The sequence below is a fragment of the Caulobacter sp. BP25 genome (assembly GCF_002737755.1).
Classification (GTDB): domain Bacteria; phylum Pseudomonadota; class Alphaproteobacteria; order Caulobacterales; family Caulobacteraceae; genus Caulobacter.
The window spans coordinates 87,118-103,974 of the sequence record NZ_PEGH01000001.1 but is presented as its reverse complement, the minus strand read 5'-3'; the positions used below and the strand labels follow the sequence as shown (position 1 = coordinate 103,974).

The window sequence follows — 16,857 nt, the reverse complement described above, 5'->3', positions numbered from 1 at the left end:
TATAGCTGCGCGGGAGGATATTTTGTCTCCGGAAACATCTGACGGAAAATCGGCTGGGCAGATTATTTCTGTGCAGCAGATGCGTTTTCTCGCTGCGGCTCTTGTTCTTATCGGTCATACGCTTCACGAGGTCTATGACCAATTCGGCATGTCCCAGAACTACGAAAAAATGTTTGAGTGGGGAGTTGGGGTCGACATATTTTTTGTAATAAGTGGATTCATTATGTATTTGACTTCCGCCAGTTTCGTAGGAGTCAGGGGTTATCCGGTTGAATTTCTAAAAAGAAGGTTCGAAAGAATTGTTCCGCTGTACTGGCTGTTCACTTCTTTGATGATAATTTCATCTTTTGCTGTGCCGTCTGCTGTGACGCATGGTAATTTGTCAATATTTCATGTGATTTCTTCGTATTCATTTGTGCCTTGGCCTAGAGCCGATGGCGCGATCAGGCCGGTTCTAGCGCTTGGCTGGACACTAAATTATGAGATGTTCTTCTACATAATGTTTGCAGCGATGTTGACCTTTAAGAGGTCAGTATTTTTATATGTTCTTTCATTGATATTTGTAGTGCTTTCTGTTTGCCATAACTTCGTGCCTGAGCAACTTTGGATTATTGATTTTTGGACCAATCCTATCGTTCTGGAGTTCCTTGCCGGCGTCTGGTTAGGTTGGGCATTCAAGAGAGGGTTGCGTATTCCGGGTATCGCTGGCCTAGCTCTAATGCTTTTAGGTATATTGGGATTGGTCGTAGCGCACTCATGGCCCATTGAGCGCGTTCTGAAAGCTGGTCTACCAGCGGTGCTAATTTTTGCAGGATGGACGTTCCGTCCGAATAGCGGGAATAGTATTGTCGGGCGATTTGCGGCTTATGGGGGCGACTTATCCTACGCTATATATCTTTCGCATCCATTTTCTCTAAACGTTGCCGCTCTAATATTTCATAGATTAGATATGAATAGCCCTTGGCTCTTTTTCTTCTCTTCAATTGCGGCGGCGGTGTGCGCGGGTGCCCTTGTTCACCATACAATTGAGCACCCCTTAATAAATTTCTTCCGGCTAAGAAGGCAAAGAGATCGTCCGTCCGGTGCGCGACTTGAAGAGATGGGTCGGTAAACTGAATGCGTATTCTGTTACTAAATGCTCTTTATCCGACACCGATGCACCCGAAGGTTGTCGGCGGTGCGGAGCGATCGGTGCGCAATCTTGCGGAAGCGCTAGTTGCCCATGGACACGACGTGGAGGTTATTAGAGCGGCGGCTCCTTCCGGTGTGCTTACTCGAGAGGTAGTGAATGGCGTTGTCGTTTATGCTGCCCCCAGTAAAAATCTTTACTGGCCTTTCGACGGGAAGGAGAGGTCTCCTTGGTTGAAGTTTTTATGGCACTTGATCGATGATTGGGGGTGTGCTCCTCCGATCGTTACGGAGCGTCTTAGAGAATTCAAGCCTGATGTTATGCATACCAATACCTTAACTGGACTGACCACGAATGTGTGGAGTCTGGCAAAAAGATTTAATGTGCGCGTCGTTCATACTTTGAGAGACTATTATTTAATTTGTCCAAGGTCCAAGTACTATAAGAATGGGTCAAATTGCGACGGTCCCTGCAAAGACTGTTCGCTTCTGACAAGTCGCCGGCGCCAAAAAACTCGTGTGCCTGATGCGGTAGTCGGGAACAGCCTAGCGACACTCAATCTACATACAGCCCTGGGGCTGTTCGGCGGCGCGCGAATTCGAACCGCGATCGGTAGCCTAGAGGAATCTGGCGCGAGGCCTTTGCCGCCTCGAGATCGTAGTGGGGATTCGAAGCTCCTTTTCGGCTATATTGGACGGGTGACTGAGGAGAAGGGCGTTGAGCAGCTGGCGAAGGCGTACGGCCTTTTGCCGCAGGGAAGCGCGGGGTTGGTGATTGCCGGTGAGGGGGACGCTGGGGTGCAAGACCGACTTATGCGGCTCTCTGGTGGCCGGGAAATCAATTTCATGGGGTTTGTGCCGCCTCGCGAGTTCTATGAGGCGGTCGATATCGTTGTGGCACCTTCACTTTGGCACGAGCCATTGCCGCGATCGGTGATCGACGCCATAAGTTATGCTCGGCCTGTCATTGGTTCCAACCGCGGGGGCACTCCGGAGGCGATGGGGGAGCCCCCTTATGGCTGGATTTACGATCCATCAGAGGAGGATGGGCTGTTGAAAGCTTTGGAGGCCTCTTTGGCCGGGGGGCTTCCCGTCCTTGAACGAAAACGAGAAGATAATCTTCTCTCTTACCTGCGCGTCTATAGTGATGAACAATAAAATCATTCACCCAATTCTTTTTAGTCTTGGGCTGGCGCTGAGTGCAACTTTTGCCTCCTTGTTCCCTCATCCGCTATTTTCTCTAACAGCATTTGTTCTGTTTGGCCTATTTGTATCTTCTATATACATGGTTGATAAGTATTATGTAGTATGCATGTCCCCGCTTTTATTCTTCTGGGTGACTGAATTGTTCTCGGGCATGTTCATCGAAAGTGGGGCGGTAATGGTGGAGACGCGATCCATTGGTGTTTCTACTGGCGCGTTTTCTAGGCTGGCTTTTTTCTATTCAGGATTCCTTATTCTTAGCTATTTTGTATGGTCGATATTTGCTGCGAATTTCAAGACTCGTGTCGAGTTGGCTTCGAAGAAAGAATTTTTGGCGATTCCGGGTGAGCGAGTTTTTCTACTCTGTGTGATATTGCTCCTCTCGATCTTCTTTGTGATTGGGTTCCTGAGGGGCTTTCCTGTATTTTTGGGGGCGGATCGCTTTGCTTACCGCGCAGGTTTCGGATCCACGGCTCTTTCATCATTTCTAGATAACCGAATTATTATATTCGCAGTTCTAGGGGGTATTTTCGCTTTTGGGAAAGAGAGGGCTTTTTCGGCGGTTATTTTTGGTGCAACGATAGTTGTATCTATTCTATTTGGCGAGAAATTTACTTCTATCGTCCAGGGGTTCTTGTTCTTCCTTATTCCGAGCGCACTTGCTCGCCTGGCCCGTCGGGGAAGGCTGCCCTTGACCCAGATAGTAATGCCGTCGTTGGGGGTGTTGCTCGTTACTGTTCCAGCTGTGCTAGTCAATTATGGTCTCTTGGACGAGGGGGCGGATATCGCTTACCAGCGCATGTTCAATCGCGCTGCACTCCAAGGGCAGCTCTGGTTTCTAGCGGATCAGAACTTTGCGAAACTCATCAACTTTGACGCTGCCTCGATCTCTTCTGCCTTAAGGTCGATCGTCAATGTTGCTTACCAATCGCCTGGAATGGCACCTGATCACGGCATGTATTACGTCATGAGGCCGTTCACGGACTCATGGACGATGTATTGGGTGCAGTATGCACAGGGTGGTTTCGTCTTTGCTCACATGCCCTATTGGCTCATGTCGTCCGGATATTTCGGCATGTCGGTGGTCGGATTTCTTAGCGTTCTGATGTTTTCTTGGTGCTCGTACAGAGCATTTTTGGCACTCGTGGACCAGAATTTGATCGAGTCAATTATCTGGTTTAAGGTTTTTATCTGGCTTTGTGCTGGATTCACTATGGGAAATATATGGTTCATATTTGGAGTGAAGTCGATTGTATTGATCGTTGCTGCGCTCGCTTTCCGCCGCATATCTAGTGGAAGCACAGTTGAGCTTGCAGTGAAGCCTTTTGGGGCCACACATAATGTTTAGCGCCAATATCGCGGCCGATTTCAGGGCAAACTCTTACTCGCCCTCCTTGCTTGGTTTTCTGAGAGGGTGGTTCTTTTCGCCCGCGTTGCGATTGCTCATCCTGTTCCGACTGGCTCGTTACCTTCAGAATGAGCGTATCCCACTAATCCCAAAGGTTCTTTGGCGTTGGTCTGTATCCAGCTCTGGCTGCTATTTTTCTTTGGAAGCTGAGATCGGTGGAGGAATCTGTCTGCCGCATCCAACCGGAATTGTGATTGGAGAGGGTGTGGTGATAGGTACGGGGGCGACTGTCTATCAGAACGTCACCATGGGGCGCGCGCAGGTCGACGAGCCAAGCTATCCGGTGCTGGGCGATCAAGTCGTTGTGTATCCGGGCGCAGTTTTGATTGGCCCAATAAATGTCGGTACAAGAGCCATAATAGCAGCCAATGCAGTTGTTCGACAGGATGTTCCTGCTAGATCATTGGCTGTTGGCGTGCCAGCTCGGATTATTACTCGAGAATGAAATGATGCGCCGAGGGCGTAATTGTTGATGCGAAAGGCTGTCGGTTGGGAGTTTTTATTGAGGATTTGGACTGTTGGGTACGCCGAAGCGGTAGGGAGCCGTCTGTTCTGAATCGCGTGCGAACCTTTCTTCTCACGCCGGGACTCCACTTCATAGCTGCGCATCGTTTGGTAGGCTTGGTCCGCAAAGTTCCGATCATCGGTCGGCCGCTCAGCTCGATTACTTGGGTGTTGACTTGTAATATCTTTCGCTGCGAGGTCGCCCTTGGGACACAGCTCGGCCCAGCCGCCTACATCCCCCATCCGTACGGGATAGTGGTCGGTGATGCGACAATTGGGCGAAATGTCACGATTCTTCAGAACGTGACTATCGGTACTGCCAGTCGTTCCCGCCGAGACACTCCAATCATTGGAGATGACGTTTTCATAGGTGCGGGAGCAGTGATTATCGGCGCGGTGAAAATCGGTCCTGGTGCATCGATAGGTGCGAACGCAGTTGTCGTGAAAGATGTTCCGGCTGGAGCGTCAGCGATCGGTGTGCCGGCACGAGTGAAGGAGTGACGTGACCCCCTGAAACTCCTCCAGGAATAATTAGAGTCCGCCCCAGGAAAGGGACGGACGAATGAAGCGATCACGGTTCACGGAAGAACAGATCATCGGGATTCTGCGCGAGCAGGAGGCGGGCGTGCCGGTGGCGGACCTGTGCCGCAAGCACGGGCTCAGCTCGCCGACCTTCTACAAGTGGAAGGCCAAGTACGGCGGGCTGGACGTGTCGGAGGCGCGGCGGCTCAAGGCGCTGGAAGACGAGAACGCCAAGCTCAAGCGGATGCTGGCCGAGGCGATGCTCGACAACGTCGCGCTGAAGGATCTTCTGGGAAAAAAGTGGTGACGCCCGCCGCGCATCGGGAGGCCGCAGCCTATCTGCGGTCGGCCTACGAGATGAGCGAGCGGCGGGCGTGCCGGGTGCTGGGCGTGGATCGGACGAGCGTGCGCTATCAAGCCACGCGGCCCGACGACGGCGTCCTGCGCGAGCGGCTGAAGGCCCTGGCCCAGGAGCGACGCCGGTTCGGCTATCGCCGGCTGCACGTGCTGCTCAAACGCGAGGGCCACGCGGTCAACAAGAAGCGGGTCCAGCGACTGTATCGCGAGGAGAAGCTGACCGTGCGTCGGCGCGGCGGGCGCAAGCGCGCGATCGGAACGCGGCGGCCCCTGGAGGTCCCGCTGGCGCCCAACCAGCGCTGGAGCCTGGACTTCGTGTCCGACCAGATGACCGACGGCCGCCGGTTCCGGATCCTGACGGTGATCGACAACTGCACGCGCGAGTGCCTGGCCCTGGTGGCCGACACCTCGCTGTCGGGTCGGCGGGTGGCGCGCGAACTGGACGCCATCATCGCCCAGCGTGGCCGGCGGCCCGACACCATCGTCAGCGACAACGGCACGGAATACACCTCCAACGCCATCCTGGCCTGGGCCGACGACAGCGGCGTGGGCTGGCACTACATCGCCCCGGGCAAGCCCCAGCAGAATGGCTACAATGAGAGCTTCAACGGCCGGCTGCGCGACGAACTGCTCAACGAGACCCTGTTCCGATCCTTGCCGCACGCCCGCGCCGTGCTGGAAACCTGGCGGCGCGACTACAACGAGCGGCGGCCGCACTCCAAGCTCGGCTGGATGACACCCAAGGAGTACGCCAGCGCCTTCTGCGGAGAGACCGGCCGGCACGCTGCGCAGGCTGATCGCTCCGCGCACCGGCCTCTTGCCACCCACCAACACCAAGGCTCAAATCAACCCAGGACTCTCGTTATGGCTGGATGAGAAATGGGGGTCACGTCACGCCTAACCGGCGAGAAATCCCGGCCCGACCTGGTCCAAGGTTGGGGGCAAGGTCAGGTGGAGGTCGTCCACGCCATCACGTCGGAGAGCGAGTCAGTTGAGCGTTGCTCGATAGGAGCCGGAGTGTGATCCCGCTGGCAAGTATGATGGTGATAGAGCTTGAAGCCAAGAACGCGGCAATTACAGATGGCGCATCTTTGTGCCCAATCGCGAACGTAAGAGCGACGAGAGCCGACATAAGGATAATGTCAAAAGTCGCTGTTAACATTATTAGCGAAATTTTCTTAGCAAGGTGAGCTGCGAGCGGGGCCAGGTTAATCAAGATGGCTCTCACGGCAAACAGGATCGCAGCTAATATGCCCGGCAGGGCAAAGCTGGGCTGGAACGCCGGTGGAGCAATTATCGAGATAATTTGAGGCAGTAGTAGGGTGGCGACGATAGTGCTGCCAAGTACTACGATGCAGGCGATTTCAACAATATAAAGGCGTTGAAGCATCGGTTTGGCATAAGCGAAGCCTCCTTTGTCGTATGCAGCAACTACGGGGGGATAGAGTACGCCGTGTAATGCTGCAGTGACGACCGAGAATGGGCGTTGCATTAGATCAAACGCCATGAGCGCGCTTGCGCCAGTCACGCCCGGTGCGATCAGTGTTATCGCGTATCGAGCGGCAAGGGTCGCGCCGAGGTGTAATACTGACGCTGCCGCAGCTGGAGCACCATATTTGACATGCGCCAGTATCAATGCCTTTGACGCTTCGCCCCAGGGCGTTTCCCTGAGTGGGCGGTCAGATGCCAGAGCAATGAAAAGTGTAACTAAGTAGCCGCTCAGCACGCCGCACAAGGCTCCGATGGCCGTGTGAGTAAGCGTTGCGCCCGTAATACCGCCAACCAAAAGTAGGGAGGCCCGTATCGCTTGCCCCCTGGAGAAGAGGCTTAGGTCGCCACGAAAGCGCGCTAGCGTAAGCTGGAGATCAGTCGCTCCTTGAGAAACTGCGAGTAGCGCGCCAATGATTATCACGTCTGCGGAAATACCGCCCAGCAATGCTGACGCAGCTGCAAATAAACCTACAAGCGCCGAAATCGCAAATGCTGTAGCGAGACTTGCGAGCTGCTTTGGGGACTCTTTAGCGGCGGGGCCTGGGTAGAACCTCGTCGCGGCGAGCCGAACCCACTCAAAGGCACCTATCGCGGCAAACTGCGCCGTAGCCATAGTTAGTGAGAAGTGTGCGTACTCAGCATTCTTCAGAAACCGCCCCACTAGGAGGACAAGCGCGAGTGCAGCGATGGCTTGATAGCCATACGATGCCATGGCGGCAAATCGCCTGCCCAATCTACCAAAAAACTTCATTGCGGGGAAAAATCTAGTTTCCAATCAACAAATCTTTTTAGCCCTTCAGCGAGTTTAACTTTCGGCTTGTAGGCACATAGGGCGTGAATTTTGTCTATATTGGCGAAGGTTGCGGGAACGTCGCCAGGTTGCATCGGGCGGAATATCTTCTTTGCTTCGATGCCAAGAGCGGTTTCCAGAGTAGTTATCATATCCATCAGGCCAACTGGATCGTTGTCACCAATGTTATAAACTTCGTGAATACCTGGGGATGGGGGGTGATCTAGAACGCCTAAAATACCGTCTACAATGTCGTCGATATAAGTAAAATCACGTGCCATCTTGCCTTGCCCGTAGACTTCAATGGCCTCGCCTTTCAGCATCTTCTCAGTAAAGCCAAAATAGGCCATATCCGGCCGGCCCCAGGGGCCATAAACCGTAAAAAAGCGCAAACCTGATTGCGGGAAGCCATAAAGGCGCGCGTAGCTCTGGCTGAGTAGCTCGCATGATCGTTTTGTCGCTGCGTACAGTGATACGGGCGTCTCAGCTGGATCGGTCTCGCGAAAACCATCGGAGTTGAGGGGGCGATCACCGTAAACGCTACTCGATGACGCGTAGACCAGATGTTCAACTGGGGCATGACGGCAAGCTTCAAGCACGGATAGGTGACCAGCTAGGTTGCTGCGTTCATATGCGAAGGGGTTTTCAATCGAGTAGCGGACGCCCGCTTGAGCGGCCAAGTGGACTATACGTTTGGCACCCGAGGCTTTCACCAGTGAGGCGAAGGCTTCATGCTCTGCGATGTCCATGCGGACCATTTTGAAGCCCCTACGTGCTTCTAGACGGCCAGCTCGAGCATTCTTCAGAGCCGGGTCATAGTAAGAGTTGAAGATATCAACACCTATTACTGTCTCGCCTCTATCCAGCAGGCGCTCCGCGACGTGCATACCGATAAAACCTGCAGCACCAGTCAGCACGATTGGCGGGTTCATTATGTCAACTCCAAGTGGGCGGACGTCATTTTTGTTAGACAAACGACCGTTGCGTCGCGTCGGCCCATCTGCGCAGGCCATTTCGAAAAGCCTGGTCGGCAAGCAAGCCGTTCTCAGTGGCCCACCCCGGATACACATAGGTCGAGCGCACGAGCTTGGTCACGCGATCGGGGTGAATGCCCAGGCCAAAGCCCTTGAACGTCGCCAGGGTCTTGGCCGCGCCCATCACCACGCCTTGGGGGACGTCGTAAAGCTTGGCGGACGGGAAATAGTTGTCGCGCAGGCTGGTGACGATGGTCTCCAGCGTCGGGCACTCGGGATAAGCCCCATTGAGCAATTCGTAGGACGAATCCGTCGCGCCGGCGGCCAGCACGAGGTCGAGCAGGTCCTCGACGTAGATGCACGACTTGATCGTGTCTCGGCGGCCGGGGAAGACGAAAAAGCCCTTCTTCAACAGGGCGGCCATGCGCGCGAAGTTACCGCCTTCGCCGGCGCCGAACACGACGGCGGGACGGACGATGGTGAGCTTGCGATCGGCGGCCTGGCGCAGCCAGCCCCGATGGATCTCTTCGGCCATCAGCTTGGACTTGCCATAGGCCGACACGGGCGCGGGTTCGCTGGTTTCGACCTTCTTCTCTTCCGAGGGGCCGTAGATCGAGATTGAGCTGGTGAAGGTGATATGCTGGACGTTGTCCCGCTCAGCCAGCTTCACGGCTTCGAGCGCTCCCCAGACATTGGTGTCGTAGTACTCGTGATCCGGGTGTCCGGGCGTTGTGTGGACGGCGGCCAAATTGTAGATGCGATCTATCTTGGGCAGGTTGAGCGCGCTTAAGCGCCGCACATCGTCCCGCACGTATAGGGCCCCGGGCAGTTCTTCGCGCGGAGGCTTGAGATCGAGGCAGACGAGCTCAGCGCCCATATCGGCCAAGCGTCGAGCCAGATGGGTTCCGATGAAGCCGGACGCGCCAGTGACGAGGGCGCGTTGGCCCTGCAGATTAGTCATGGTTCTGTTAGTCCCCACCGCCGGTTTGGCTGATTTCTAGCCGCGCACTTGTCGCGCGCCTTTATGACGCCATTACTCGAAGTTCAGCGACAAGCGCGACAAAAAAACGAACATGCTGGCCCTCTTCGAGCCATTTGCCGCCGAGATAAGACTCGGAGGCTAATCCGAGGCAAATGCTAGGGGCGCTAAACCAGAGACAAGCTGCCCATAGGTCCAGGCCCACCGGGGTAGATCTTCTCGATTTGATCCGGGCGCATTCCGTACACTCGCTGGATGATCGAAGAGATCATGGCCCGGTTGTCGGTCAAGACTGGCAGGTCGCGGCTTTCATTGAGAGACTTTGGCGCGAAAGCCACCTGCTCTCCCGCAAATCGCCCTCCTTTCACCGCGCCGCCGAGCACCCAATAGACACTGCCGTGTCCATGGTCGGTGCCCCTGTCGCCGTTCTCCTTGAAGGTGCGGCCGAATTCCGAGATCACCACCACGGTCGTCTTCGACCAGGCCTCCGGGCCGAGGTCTTCAGCCAGCGCCGCGAGGCCGCGACCCAGTTGACCGATCCGGTCCGCCAGCACCCCTGTAACCCCGCCCTGATTGACGTGCGTGTCCCAGCCGCCGACATCGAGGAAGGCAAGGTTGTAGTCCGTCTTCATCAGCCGGGCGACGCGGCGGGCGGCCAGTTCGAAGCCGCTGGGAGAGACTGCGTTGCGGTTGGCCGCCGCCATTTCGCCGGCCAAGGCCGCGTAGGCCTTGTCTCGAGCGGAGAAGCCCTCAGCGACCGCCGCCCGCAGGTCATGGTCGCGGTACATCTCCTGGATCAGCTTGGCCTGCCGATCGTCGACGCCGGGCTTGCCAACCGACGTGATCGCGATGTTGGGCACGGACAACGGCCCCTGGAACGCCAGGGGCGGCTGAGCGGTGAACGCGATCGGGCGCCCGCCTGATAGCTCTTGGGCCAGGCGACCCATGAAGCCGGAACGATAGTTTCTGGGACCGCCCACCGGCTGGCCCAGTTCGATGGTGTCCTGGGTCTCGAAGTGGCTGCGGGTCATGTCATCGGTCCCCGCGAAGGGCACGAAGGCGATCTGCTTTTTCACCCAGAGCGGATAGATGCTGTCCTTCAGCGCGGGGTGCAGGCTCCAGTCGGCGTCGAGGGGCAGGGCGGCGTTGGGATTGGCCGGATCCGGACGCGCGATCGCGATGGTCGGGCGGCTTTCGTAGTAGAAGTCGCTGGAGGTGGGGATCACCACATTGATGGCGTCGTAGCCGCCGCGCAGGAAGATCACGAGCAGGCGCTGGTCAGTGGCCGGCGCGCTCCATGCGCGACCGCCCACTGCGGTCGTCGTCGCGGCGAGGCTCCCGGTCAGAAAGTGTCGACGATGCATGGCGGCGGTCTCATCGATGCAGGAACTCGGGTGACGACAGGAAAAGGGTGTTCCACTCCGCCGGCGACCGAGCCTGGGCCAGGGCCGACCGTGTTTGAGGGGAGAGGTTCTTTTCCAGCGTGGCGTAGAAGAGCGCGTTCTGAAGCTGAGGAAAGGCGGGTTGATCCTCGGCGCCCGGAGCGCTCGGTTTGAAGAGACCCGCCGAGTTGGAGCCGATCTGGCGGGCCACCTCGAACATGGTCGTGAGCTGGCCCGGGCCAGACCACGCCGCGTCCTCCAGCGGATAGCCGTCGGGCGTATCGCGGTTGTAGAGGCCTTGGCCCATTCGGTTGATCCAGCCCTGCAGCGGCGCCGTGTTGGCGATCGGGCGGCCGTCATAGGCCAGCCGCACGGCCGAGACCGCGTAGTGGATCGGATCCTTGATCTTCTGGCCCAGCGAGGCCTTGAACGCCGAGGACTCAAACAGCACGCCGAGCACCTCCGCGATGTCGCCATCGTCGCGCAGGAACGTCTTCGACATGCGATCAATCAGCTCTGGCGGCGCCTCGCCCATGAAATAGAGCGCCAGCTTGCGCGACAAGTGCCGGGCGGTCGCGGGGTGAATGGCGAGCGCGTCCAGCATCTGTTCGAATTCCGAAAGTCCCGCTCCGCCGACCTTGCGGCCCAGGATCACCTTGTCACCAAAGTCGTGGCGCGCCGGATTGAATTCCATCAGGCCGCGCCGGACATAGAGCGCCTGCTGTTCAGGCTTCAGCTTGGGCGTCTCGGGCAAGAGGCTGACGCCGACGCCCGTCAGCACGCGCGCCATTTCCTCGACGTCCTTCTGGCTGTAGCCGGAGCCCACGCCCATCGTGTGCAGCTCCAGGATCTCGCGGGCGTAGTTCTCATTGACCCGGCCGACGGCGTTCTGGTCATTGTCGAGATAACGCAGCATCGCCGGATGCAGATCGGCGGCTTTCAGAAGATCGCGGAACTTGCCGAGGGCGTGGGGACGGATCGCCTGATCCTCGTAGTCGCCGATCATCGCCCGGATGTCGCGCTTATCGGCCTGGACGTTGAAATGGTTCATCCAGAACCAGGTCATCTGCTCCTGGAGCTGATGGGGCGAATAGAGGTCGCGCAGCAACGACCGCGCGGCTGCCTGCTGCTTCAGGTCGTTCATCGTCTTCCCATAGGCCTGCTGGGCCGCCTGGCGCGCGCCGGGGTCTTGCAGCTTGGCGGCCGCCTTGTTCTCGGCGTCCATCGCCACGGCGATCTGCGCCATGGACTCGCGGGATATGCGCAAGCCGTCGATCTGAGCCTGGATCTCTGGAGGGAGCTGAGCGGGGCTCTTGGGGCGAAGCTGGCTCTTCAGCCAGCGATCGGGCCCCAGGCGCTCGATGTCGGCCGCTTCCCGAGACGTCTGCCCCCAGGTCAGGCGGTTGATGAGAGCGACATTGTCCAGCGCGCCGGCGACGGCGGGCATGCTCGACGTGGCGGCGAAGAAGCAAGCAGCGATGACAAGCCAGAGGTGGCGCATGCATGGGCCTCGATCAGCGGCTGCATGTTCTAACGCGCCAAGGGCTGTTTCAAGGCGGAGCGTGGCCACCGACTGGACGTGATCTGGGCTCGGGCCCTTATCCCATGTCGACTGGAAAATCGTTGTCGCCGCCACGGCAGAGATCGGGCGGCCGCTAACCTGATGAAGGCCTTTGACGCTATGGTGCATCGAGGAATGAGGATTCGATGCCAACTGTGCTCGTTACCGGCGGAGCCGGCTATCTAGGCTCTCACGTTTGTCTGGCGCTGTCCGAGGCCGGCTTCACGCCCGTGACGTTCGATGATCTTTCCAACGGTCACCGCGAGCATGTTCAGTGGGGGCCGCTGGAGCTGGGAGATATCGGCGACGCGGCGCGTTTGGATGATGTCTTCGCCCGGTACCAGCCCGTGGCGGTTCTGCATTTCGCCGCCCGTATCGAGGTGAGCGAGTCAACGCGCGATCCGGGCCCATTCTACAAGACCAACGTCGCGGGCACGATCACGCTGATCGAGGCCGCGCGTCGGGCCGGGGTTAACGCCCTGGTTTTCTCGTCGACCTGCGCCACGTTCGGCGATCCTGGGACGCTGCCGATGGGTGAAAGTCATCCTCAGGCGCCGCTAAACCCTTACGGCCGTAGCAAACTGATGATCGAGCAGGCGCTCGCCGACTATGATCGCTACACCGGCTTCAAGAGCACGGTGCTGCGATACTTCAATGCCGCTGGGGCCGACTCCGAGGGCCGGATCGGGGAGTGGCACGAGCCCGAGACCCACGCCATCCCGCTGGCCTTCGAGGTCGCTCTTGGCAAACGCCGCCGGTTCACGATCTTCGGCGACGACTACGATACGCGTGATGGGACGGCCTTGCGCGACTATGTCCATGTGCAGGATCTCGCGGACGGCCATTTGGCCGCATTGCGGCGACTGCTGGCCGGCGGCGCATCCACCACATTCAATCTGGGGACGGGCGCGGGGACGACCGTGCGTGAATTGATCGAAGGTGTCGAGCGGGTGATTGGTCGGGCCCTGCCCACGGAAATCGCCCCTCGGCGGGATGGGGACTCGCCAATCCTGATCGCCGACAGCGCCAAGGCGCGCGCTGAGTTGGGCTGGACGGCAAGGCGGGATCTGGACGCGATCCTGTCGTCCGCTTGGAACTGGCATCGCTCGCTCGCCGAACGGGACTTGGTCTCCTAGGCGTCCATCCGATCGCATGGTGGCGATCTATCCGCGTTGCCCATCTCTCTCCCGCTGGTCGGCCGCAAGCCACCGGACGTCGTGGCGATCGCTGCGGCGATAGGGGGGCGCCGCCACCGCGCTCTGTCGTGTCTGCCCTCGGCCGTGGAGGCCGGCGAGCCTTAAGATGCCTATGCGGCGGGGTCCTCATCCCAACGGAAGGGGGCGTGAAACGGGCCCGCTTCGAGCTGCGCCATCCGTGCGCCCGAGGCTGCGGCGGCAGATGGCGCTGAGGCCCCAGCAGGCGCCGCCCCGCGACCGTCGTCGGCACTAAGCGACCACCCCTCGAACGCCTTGAGATCCTGCTCGCGATTCACGCGCCGCATCAGGGTCTCAAACAGGCCGCGCCATGCCGGGTCCTTCTCCGCCGCATCGACCAGCAGGCTGCCAATGATGACCTTGCGCCGCGTGTCTCTTTTGCGCTCGGCGGTCGTCTCCCGCGCGGCGGCGTTGTCGCTTCGGGCCTTGGCCTGAGCCGCCAGCCGTTCGCGGCGCTCGAGCCTCTCAGCTTCAGTTCTGGCCATCCTCGGTCTCCGATCTAGCGGCGAGACGACACGCTATCGAGCCGTCCAATAACCACTTCTGAACCAAGATCGTCAACCGCAACACGAGAAAGATATTTTGAGTGCGCGCTTATACGTCGTTGGAACGACGTCGCTTGAAGGCTAAGGTTCGCGGGTGGCGATCTATCATTTCAGCGTCAAGATCATCAGCCGCGCCAATGGCCGTAGCGCCGTGGCGGCCGCCGCCTATCGCGCGGCGTCAGCGCTGCATGATCTGCGCATCGGCCGCACCCATGACTTCACCAACAAGACCGGCGTGGTGTGTTCCGAGATCCTGGCGCCGGCCGGATCGCCGGCGCGCTGGAGTGACCGCGAGACGCTCTGGAATGAGGTCGAGAAGCAGGAGGCGCGCAAGGATGCGCAGCTGACGCGCGAGGTGGAATTTGCTCTGCCTCGTGAGCTCGATCAGGCCCAGGGCGTAGCCCTGGCGCGGTCGTTCGTAGAGCGTGAATTCGTCGCCCGAGGCATGGTCGCTGACCTGAACGTTCACTGGGATTTCGATGACCAGGGCCAGCCCAAGCCGCACGCCCACGTCATGCTCAGCCTGCGCGAGGCGACGCCTGAAGGGTTCGGGCTGAAGGTCAGAGCCTGGAACGATCGCGGCATGCTGGAGTCCTGGCGCGAAAGTTGGGCCAACCACGTCAATCAGCGGCTGGCCGAACTCGACATTGATGCGCGCGTCGATCACCGGAGCCTCGAGGCTCAGGGCCTTGATCTGGAACCTCAGCAGAAGATTGGCGCCGCCGATGCCGGCCGTGCGGCGCGCGGGGAGGAGGCCGACCAGGCGCTGCGTCATCGCGAGATCGCTCGGCGCAATGGCGAGCGGATGATCGCCGATCCGAGTCTGGCGCTGGAAGCCATCACCCAGCAGCAGAGCACCTTCACGGATCTGGACCTGCAGCGGTTCGTGCACCGCCATAGCGACGACAAGGCTCAGTTCGATCAACTGGTCAGGGCGGTGAAGGGCGCGCCGAACCTGGTCGCCCTAGGCAAGGATGGCGCGGGGCACGAGCGTTACACCAGCCGGGCGATGCTTGAGGTGGAGCGTCGCCTTGAGCAGGACGCGACGATGCTGGCCGAGCGCAAGGGGCATCGAGTGTCGCCAGCCGCGTCGCTGCGCGCGCGCGAGGGCTTGGGCGTCACGATGAGCCATACCCAGGCGGCGGCCTTCGACCACGTGCTGGGCGCGCAGGATCTTGCCCTGGTGGTGGGCTATGCCGGATCGGGCAAGAGCACGATGCTAGGCGCGGCGCAGCGGGCCTGGACGGCCCAAGGCTACCGCGTGCGTGGCGCGGCGCTGTCGGGTATGGCGGCCGAGGGGCTGCAGAATGGGTCCGGCATTCCGGCCCGCACCATCGCTAGCCTGGAACATGCCTGGGCGCAGGGGCGTGATCCCCTGACCGCTGGCGATGTTCTCGTTATCGACGAGGCCGGCCTGATCGGCTCTCGCCAGATGCAGCGGGTGCTCGCCGAGGCCACGCAGGCTGGCGCCAAGGTTGTGCTGGTGGGCGACGCCGAGCAGTTGCAGGCCATCGAGGCTGGGGCGGCGTTCCGGGCGCTGACCGAGCGCCACGGCGCCGTGGAGGTCACCGAGATCCAGCGCCAGCGCGAGGGCTGGCAACGTGACGCGACCAAGGCCCTGGCGACCGGCCGTACGCGGGAGGCGCTGGAGGGTTACAAGTCCGCCGGCATGGTGCGCGGCTACGCCACGCGTGAGGATGCCGCCAGCGGGCTGGTCGCCAGCTGGGCCCACGGCCGCCACGAGCAGCCTGAGCTCAGCCAAGTGATGCTGGCCCACACCCGCGCCGACGTGGCGCGCCTCAATGAGTTGGCGCGCGAGCAGCTCGCCGGCGAAGGCGTCCTGGGCGCTGGCCAGCTCGTGGCGACGGAACGCGGGGCTCGCACCTTTGCTCAAGGCGACCGGGTGATGTTCCTGCGCAACGAGCGTTCGCTGGGCGTCAAGAACGGGTCCTTGGCGACGCTGGTGTCGATCGCTGACGATCGAATGGTGGTGCGTCTGGATGGCGAGGATAACCGACGCCTTGAGGTCGATCTCAAGGCTTACAACCACATCGACCACGGCTATGCGGCAACTCTGCACAAGAGCCAGGGGATGACCGTCGATTGGGCGCATCTGCTGGTGACCGACGGCCTGGATCGTCATGCCGCCTATGTCGGCCTCAGCCGCCACCGCCAAGCCGTCACCGTGCACTACGGCGCCGACGACTTCCGATCCTGGGACGAGGTGGTGCGGACGCTGGGGCGAGACCGGTCCAAGGACACGTCGCTGGACTATGCCGCCACCTTCGCCGAGCGGCGCTGGTTGCCGGCCGAGCCCATCCGGATCGTTAAGTCGATGGTTGCCGAGCTGTGGGAGCGCGCCAGCCGCTTCGGTGAGGGGATCGGACTTGGCGCCGCGGAAGTCCGATTGCAGGCACCTACGAGCCATAACGCCAGCGAGGTCTCCGAGAGTCCACATGACGAGGTGCTGGGGGCGCGTGAGCAGATCGGGTCCGATCTGCCACTTCCGAAGCAGGCTGACGCTTTCGTGGATGAGTGGTCGAAGCTCAATAGGGCTTGGGATGCTTCGCCGGACGACCCGGCGGTCGAGGCTAAGGTCATGAGGTTGATCGGCGAACTTGAGAAGGATCCCGCCCTGCAAGGCGCTTTAGCGTCGCGCCGCGCCGAGCTGGGACTTGCCGGGCCGAAGGGGTGGGGCAGCTTGTGGGGCGAGCTGAAGCGCAAGGTCGAGAACGAGCGGGACAACGATCTGGAGATCTGACGAGCGTCTCTTGGAAAGGGAGAAGGTGAGGGAGGGGG

Annotated in this window: 14 protein-coding genes; 8 read left to right on the top strand and 6 right to left on the bottom strand. The window is 59.6% G+C overall.

All coding sequences use genetic code 11. The features are described from left to right. Window positions 1–22: 22 nt before the first annotated feature. From CSW59_RS00485 to CSW59_RS00460, 6 genes are all read left to right on the top strand, one after another. Window positions 23–1,111 carry an acyltransferase gene (locus tag CSW59_RS00485; protein WP_143754928.1) on the top strand — a complete coding sequence of 363 codons (1,089 nt, stop codon included), beginning with the start codon at window positions 23–25 and terminating at the stop codon, window positions 1,109–1,111. Window positions 1,112–1,116: 5 nt separating this feature from the next. After that, window positions 1,117–2,286, top strand: coding sequence for a glycosyltransferase family 4 protein (locus tag CSW59_RS00480; RefSeq protein ID WP_099442195.1), 1,170 nt, complete (start codon window positions 1,117–1,119; stop codon window positions 2,284–2,286). Continuing rightward, window positions 2,276–3,679, top strand: coding sequence for a DUF6418 domain-containing protein (locus tag CSW59_RS00475; RefSeq protein WP_143754927.1), 1,404 nt, complete (start codon window positions 2,276–2,278; stop codon window positions 3,677–3,679). Before CSW59_RS00480 ends, CSW59_RS00475 begins: the two co-directional genes overlap by 11 nt. Then, entirely contained in the window at window positions 3,672–4,184 is a 513-nt protein-coding gene (locus CSW59_RS00470; protein ID WP_099442193.1) for a serine O-acetyltransferase, read from the top strand. The genes CSW59_RS00475 and CSW59_RS00470 overlap by 8 nt, the downstream gene beginning before the upstream one ends. 116 nt (window positions 4,185–4,300) lie before the next feature. Continuing rightward, window positions 4,301–4,744 carry a serine O-acetyltransferase gene (locus tag CSW59_RS21675; protein ID WP_369825727.1) on the top strand — a complete coding sequence of 148 codons (444 nt, stop codon included), beginning with the start codon at window positions 4,301–4,303 and terminating at the stop codon, window positions 4,742–4,744. Between the two features lie 61 nt (window positions 4,745–4,805). Continuing rightward, window positions 4,806–5,998 (top strand): IS3 family transposase gene (locus tag CSW59_RS00460; protein ID WP_099442191.1). Its coding sequence is split into 2 segments (ribosomal slippage): window positions 4,806–5,064 and window positions 5,064–5,998, totalling 1,194 coding nucleotides; the frame shifts between segments, so codons are not numbered across the junction. A gap of 94 nt (window positions 5,999–6,092) precedes the next feature. Here CSW59_RS00460 and CSW59_RS20470 read toward each other — a convergent pair. The 5 genes from CSW59_RS20470 to CSW59_RS00435 form a co-directional block, all read right to left on the bottom strand. Continuing rightward, the gene (locus CSW59_RS20470) at window positions 6,093–7,325 is read right to left on the bottom strand and encodes a hypothetical protein (protein ID WP_143754926.1); all 1,233 of its coding nucleotides are present in this window, start codon (window positions 7,323–7,325) and stop codon (window positions 6,093–6,095) included. Window positions 7,326–7,360: 35 nt separating this feature from the next. Further along, the gene (locus CSW59_RS00450) at window positions 7,361–8,335 is read right to left on the bottom strand and encodes an NAD-dependent epimerase/dehydratase family protein (RefSeq protein WP_369825726.1); all 975 of its coding nucleotides are present in this window, start codon (window positions 8,333–8,335) and stop codon (window positions 7,361–7,363) included. Between the two features lie 34 nt (window positions 8,336–8,369). Next, complete coding sequence (locus tag CSW59_RS00445) at window positions 8,370–9,338, bottom strand: NAD(P)-dependent oxidoreductase (protein ID WP_099442189.1); 969 nt, start codon at window positions 9,336–9,338, stop codon at window positions 8,370–8,372. A gap of 185 nt (window positions 9,339–9,523) precedes the next feature. Further along, window positions 9,524–10,720: a DUF1501 domain-containing protein gene (locus CSW59_RS00440; protein WP_099442188.1), complete on the bottom strand. Its 1,197-nt coding sequence runs from the start codon at window positions 10,718–10,720 to the stop codon at window positions 9,524–9,526. 10 nt (window positions 10,721–10,730) lie between these two features. Beyond that, a complete protein-coding gene (locus tag CSW59_RS00435; protein ID WP_099442187.1) occupies window positions 10,731–12,239 on the bottom strand; it encodes a DUF1800 domain-containing protein in 1,509 nt (502 codons plus the stop codon). Window positions 12,240–12,445: 206 nt separating this feature from the next. On the opposite strand from CSW59_RS00435, the gene galE reads away from it, so the two are divergent. Further along, window positions 12,446–13,435, top strand: a complete 990-nt coding sequence (galE, locus tag CSW59_RS00430) for a UDP-glucose 4-epimerase GalE (RefSeq protein ID WP_099442186.1) — start codon at window positions 12,446–12,448, stop codon at window positions 13,433–13,435. Between the two features lie 170 nt (window positions 13,436–13,605). Here galE and CSW59_RS00425 read toward each other — a convergent pair whose 3' ends face one another. Next, window positions 13,606–13,998, bottom strand: coding sequence for a mobilization protein (locus CSW59_RS00425; protein ID WP_099442185.1), 393 nt, complete (start codon window positions 13,996–13,998; stop codon window positions 13,606–13,608). 154 nt (window positions 13,999–14,152) lie between these two features. Between CSW59_RS00425 and traA the strand changes: the two genes are divergently transcribed. Continuing rightward, a complete protein-coding gene (gene traA / locus CSW59_RS00420) occupies window positions 14,153–16,819 on the top strand; it encodes a Ti-type conjugative transfer relaxase TraA (RefSeq protein ID WP_099442184.1) in 2,667 nt (888 codons plus the stop codon). The last annotated feature ends 38 nt before the right edge of the window (window positions 16,820–16,857 follow it).

What these genes read in the sequence shown, in the direction of transcription:
- CSW59_RS00475 (WP_143754927.1), top strand. Translation starts at nt 2,276, where the DNA reads ATGAACAATAAAATCATTCACCCAATTCTTTTTAGTCTTGGGCTGGCG.
- CSW59_RS00440 (WP_099442188.1), bottom strand. Translation starts at nt 10,720, where the DNA reads ATGCATCGTCGACACTTTCTGACCGGGAGCCTCGCCGCGACGACGACC.
- CSW59_RS00445 (WP_099442189.1), bottom strand. Translation starts at nt 9,338, where the DNA reads ATGACTAATCTGCAGGGCCAACGCGCCCTCGTCACTGGCGCGTCCGGC.
- CSW59_RS00450 (WP_369825726.1), bottom strand. Translation starts at nt 8,335, where the DNA reads ATGAACCCGCCAATCGTGCTGACTGGTGCTGCAGGTTTTATCGGTATG.
- CSW59_RS00425 (WP_099442185.1), bottom strand. Translation starts at nt 13,998, where the DNA reads ATGGCCAGAACTGAAGCTGAGAGGCTCGAGCGCCGCGAACGGCTGGCG.
- CSW59_RS20470 (WP_143754926.1), bottom strand. Translation starts at nt 7,325, where the DNA reads ATGGCATCGTATGGCTATCAAGCCATCGCTGCACTCGCGCTTGTCCTC.
- galE (WP_099442186.1), top strand. Translation starts at nt 12,446, where the DNA reads ATGCCAACTGTGCTCGTTACCGGCGGAGCCGGCTATCTAGGCTCTCAC.
- CSW59_RS00435 (WP_099442187.1), bottom strand. Translation starts at nt 12,239, where the DNA reads ATGCGCCACCTCTGGCTTGTCATCGCTGCTTGCTTCTTCGCCGCCACG.
- CSW59_RS00470 (WP_099442193.1), top strand. Translation starts at nt 3,672, where the DNA reads ATGTTTAGCGCCAATATCGCGGCCGATTTCAGGGCAAACTCTTACTCG.
- CSW59_RS00480 (WP_099442195.1), top strand. Translation starts at nt 1,117, where the DNA reads ATGCGTATTCTGTTACTAAATGCTCTTTATCCGACACCGATGCACCCG.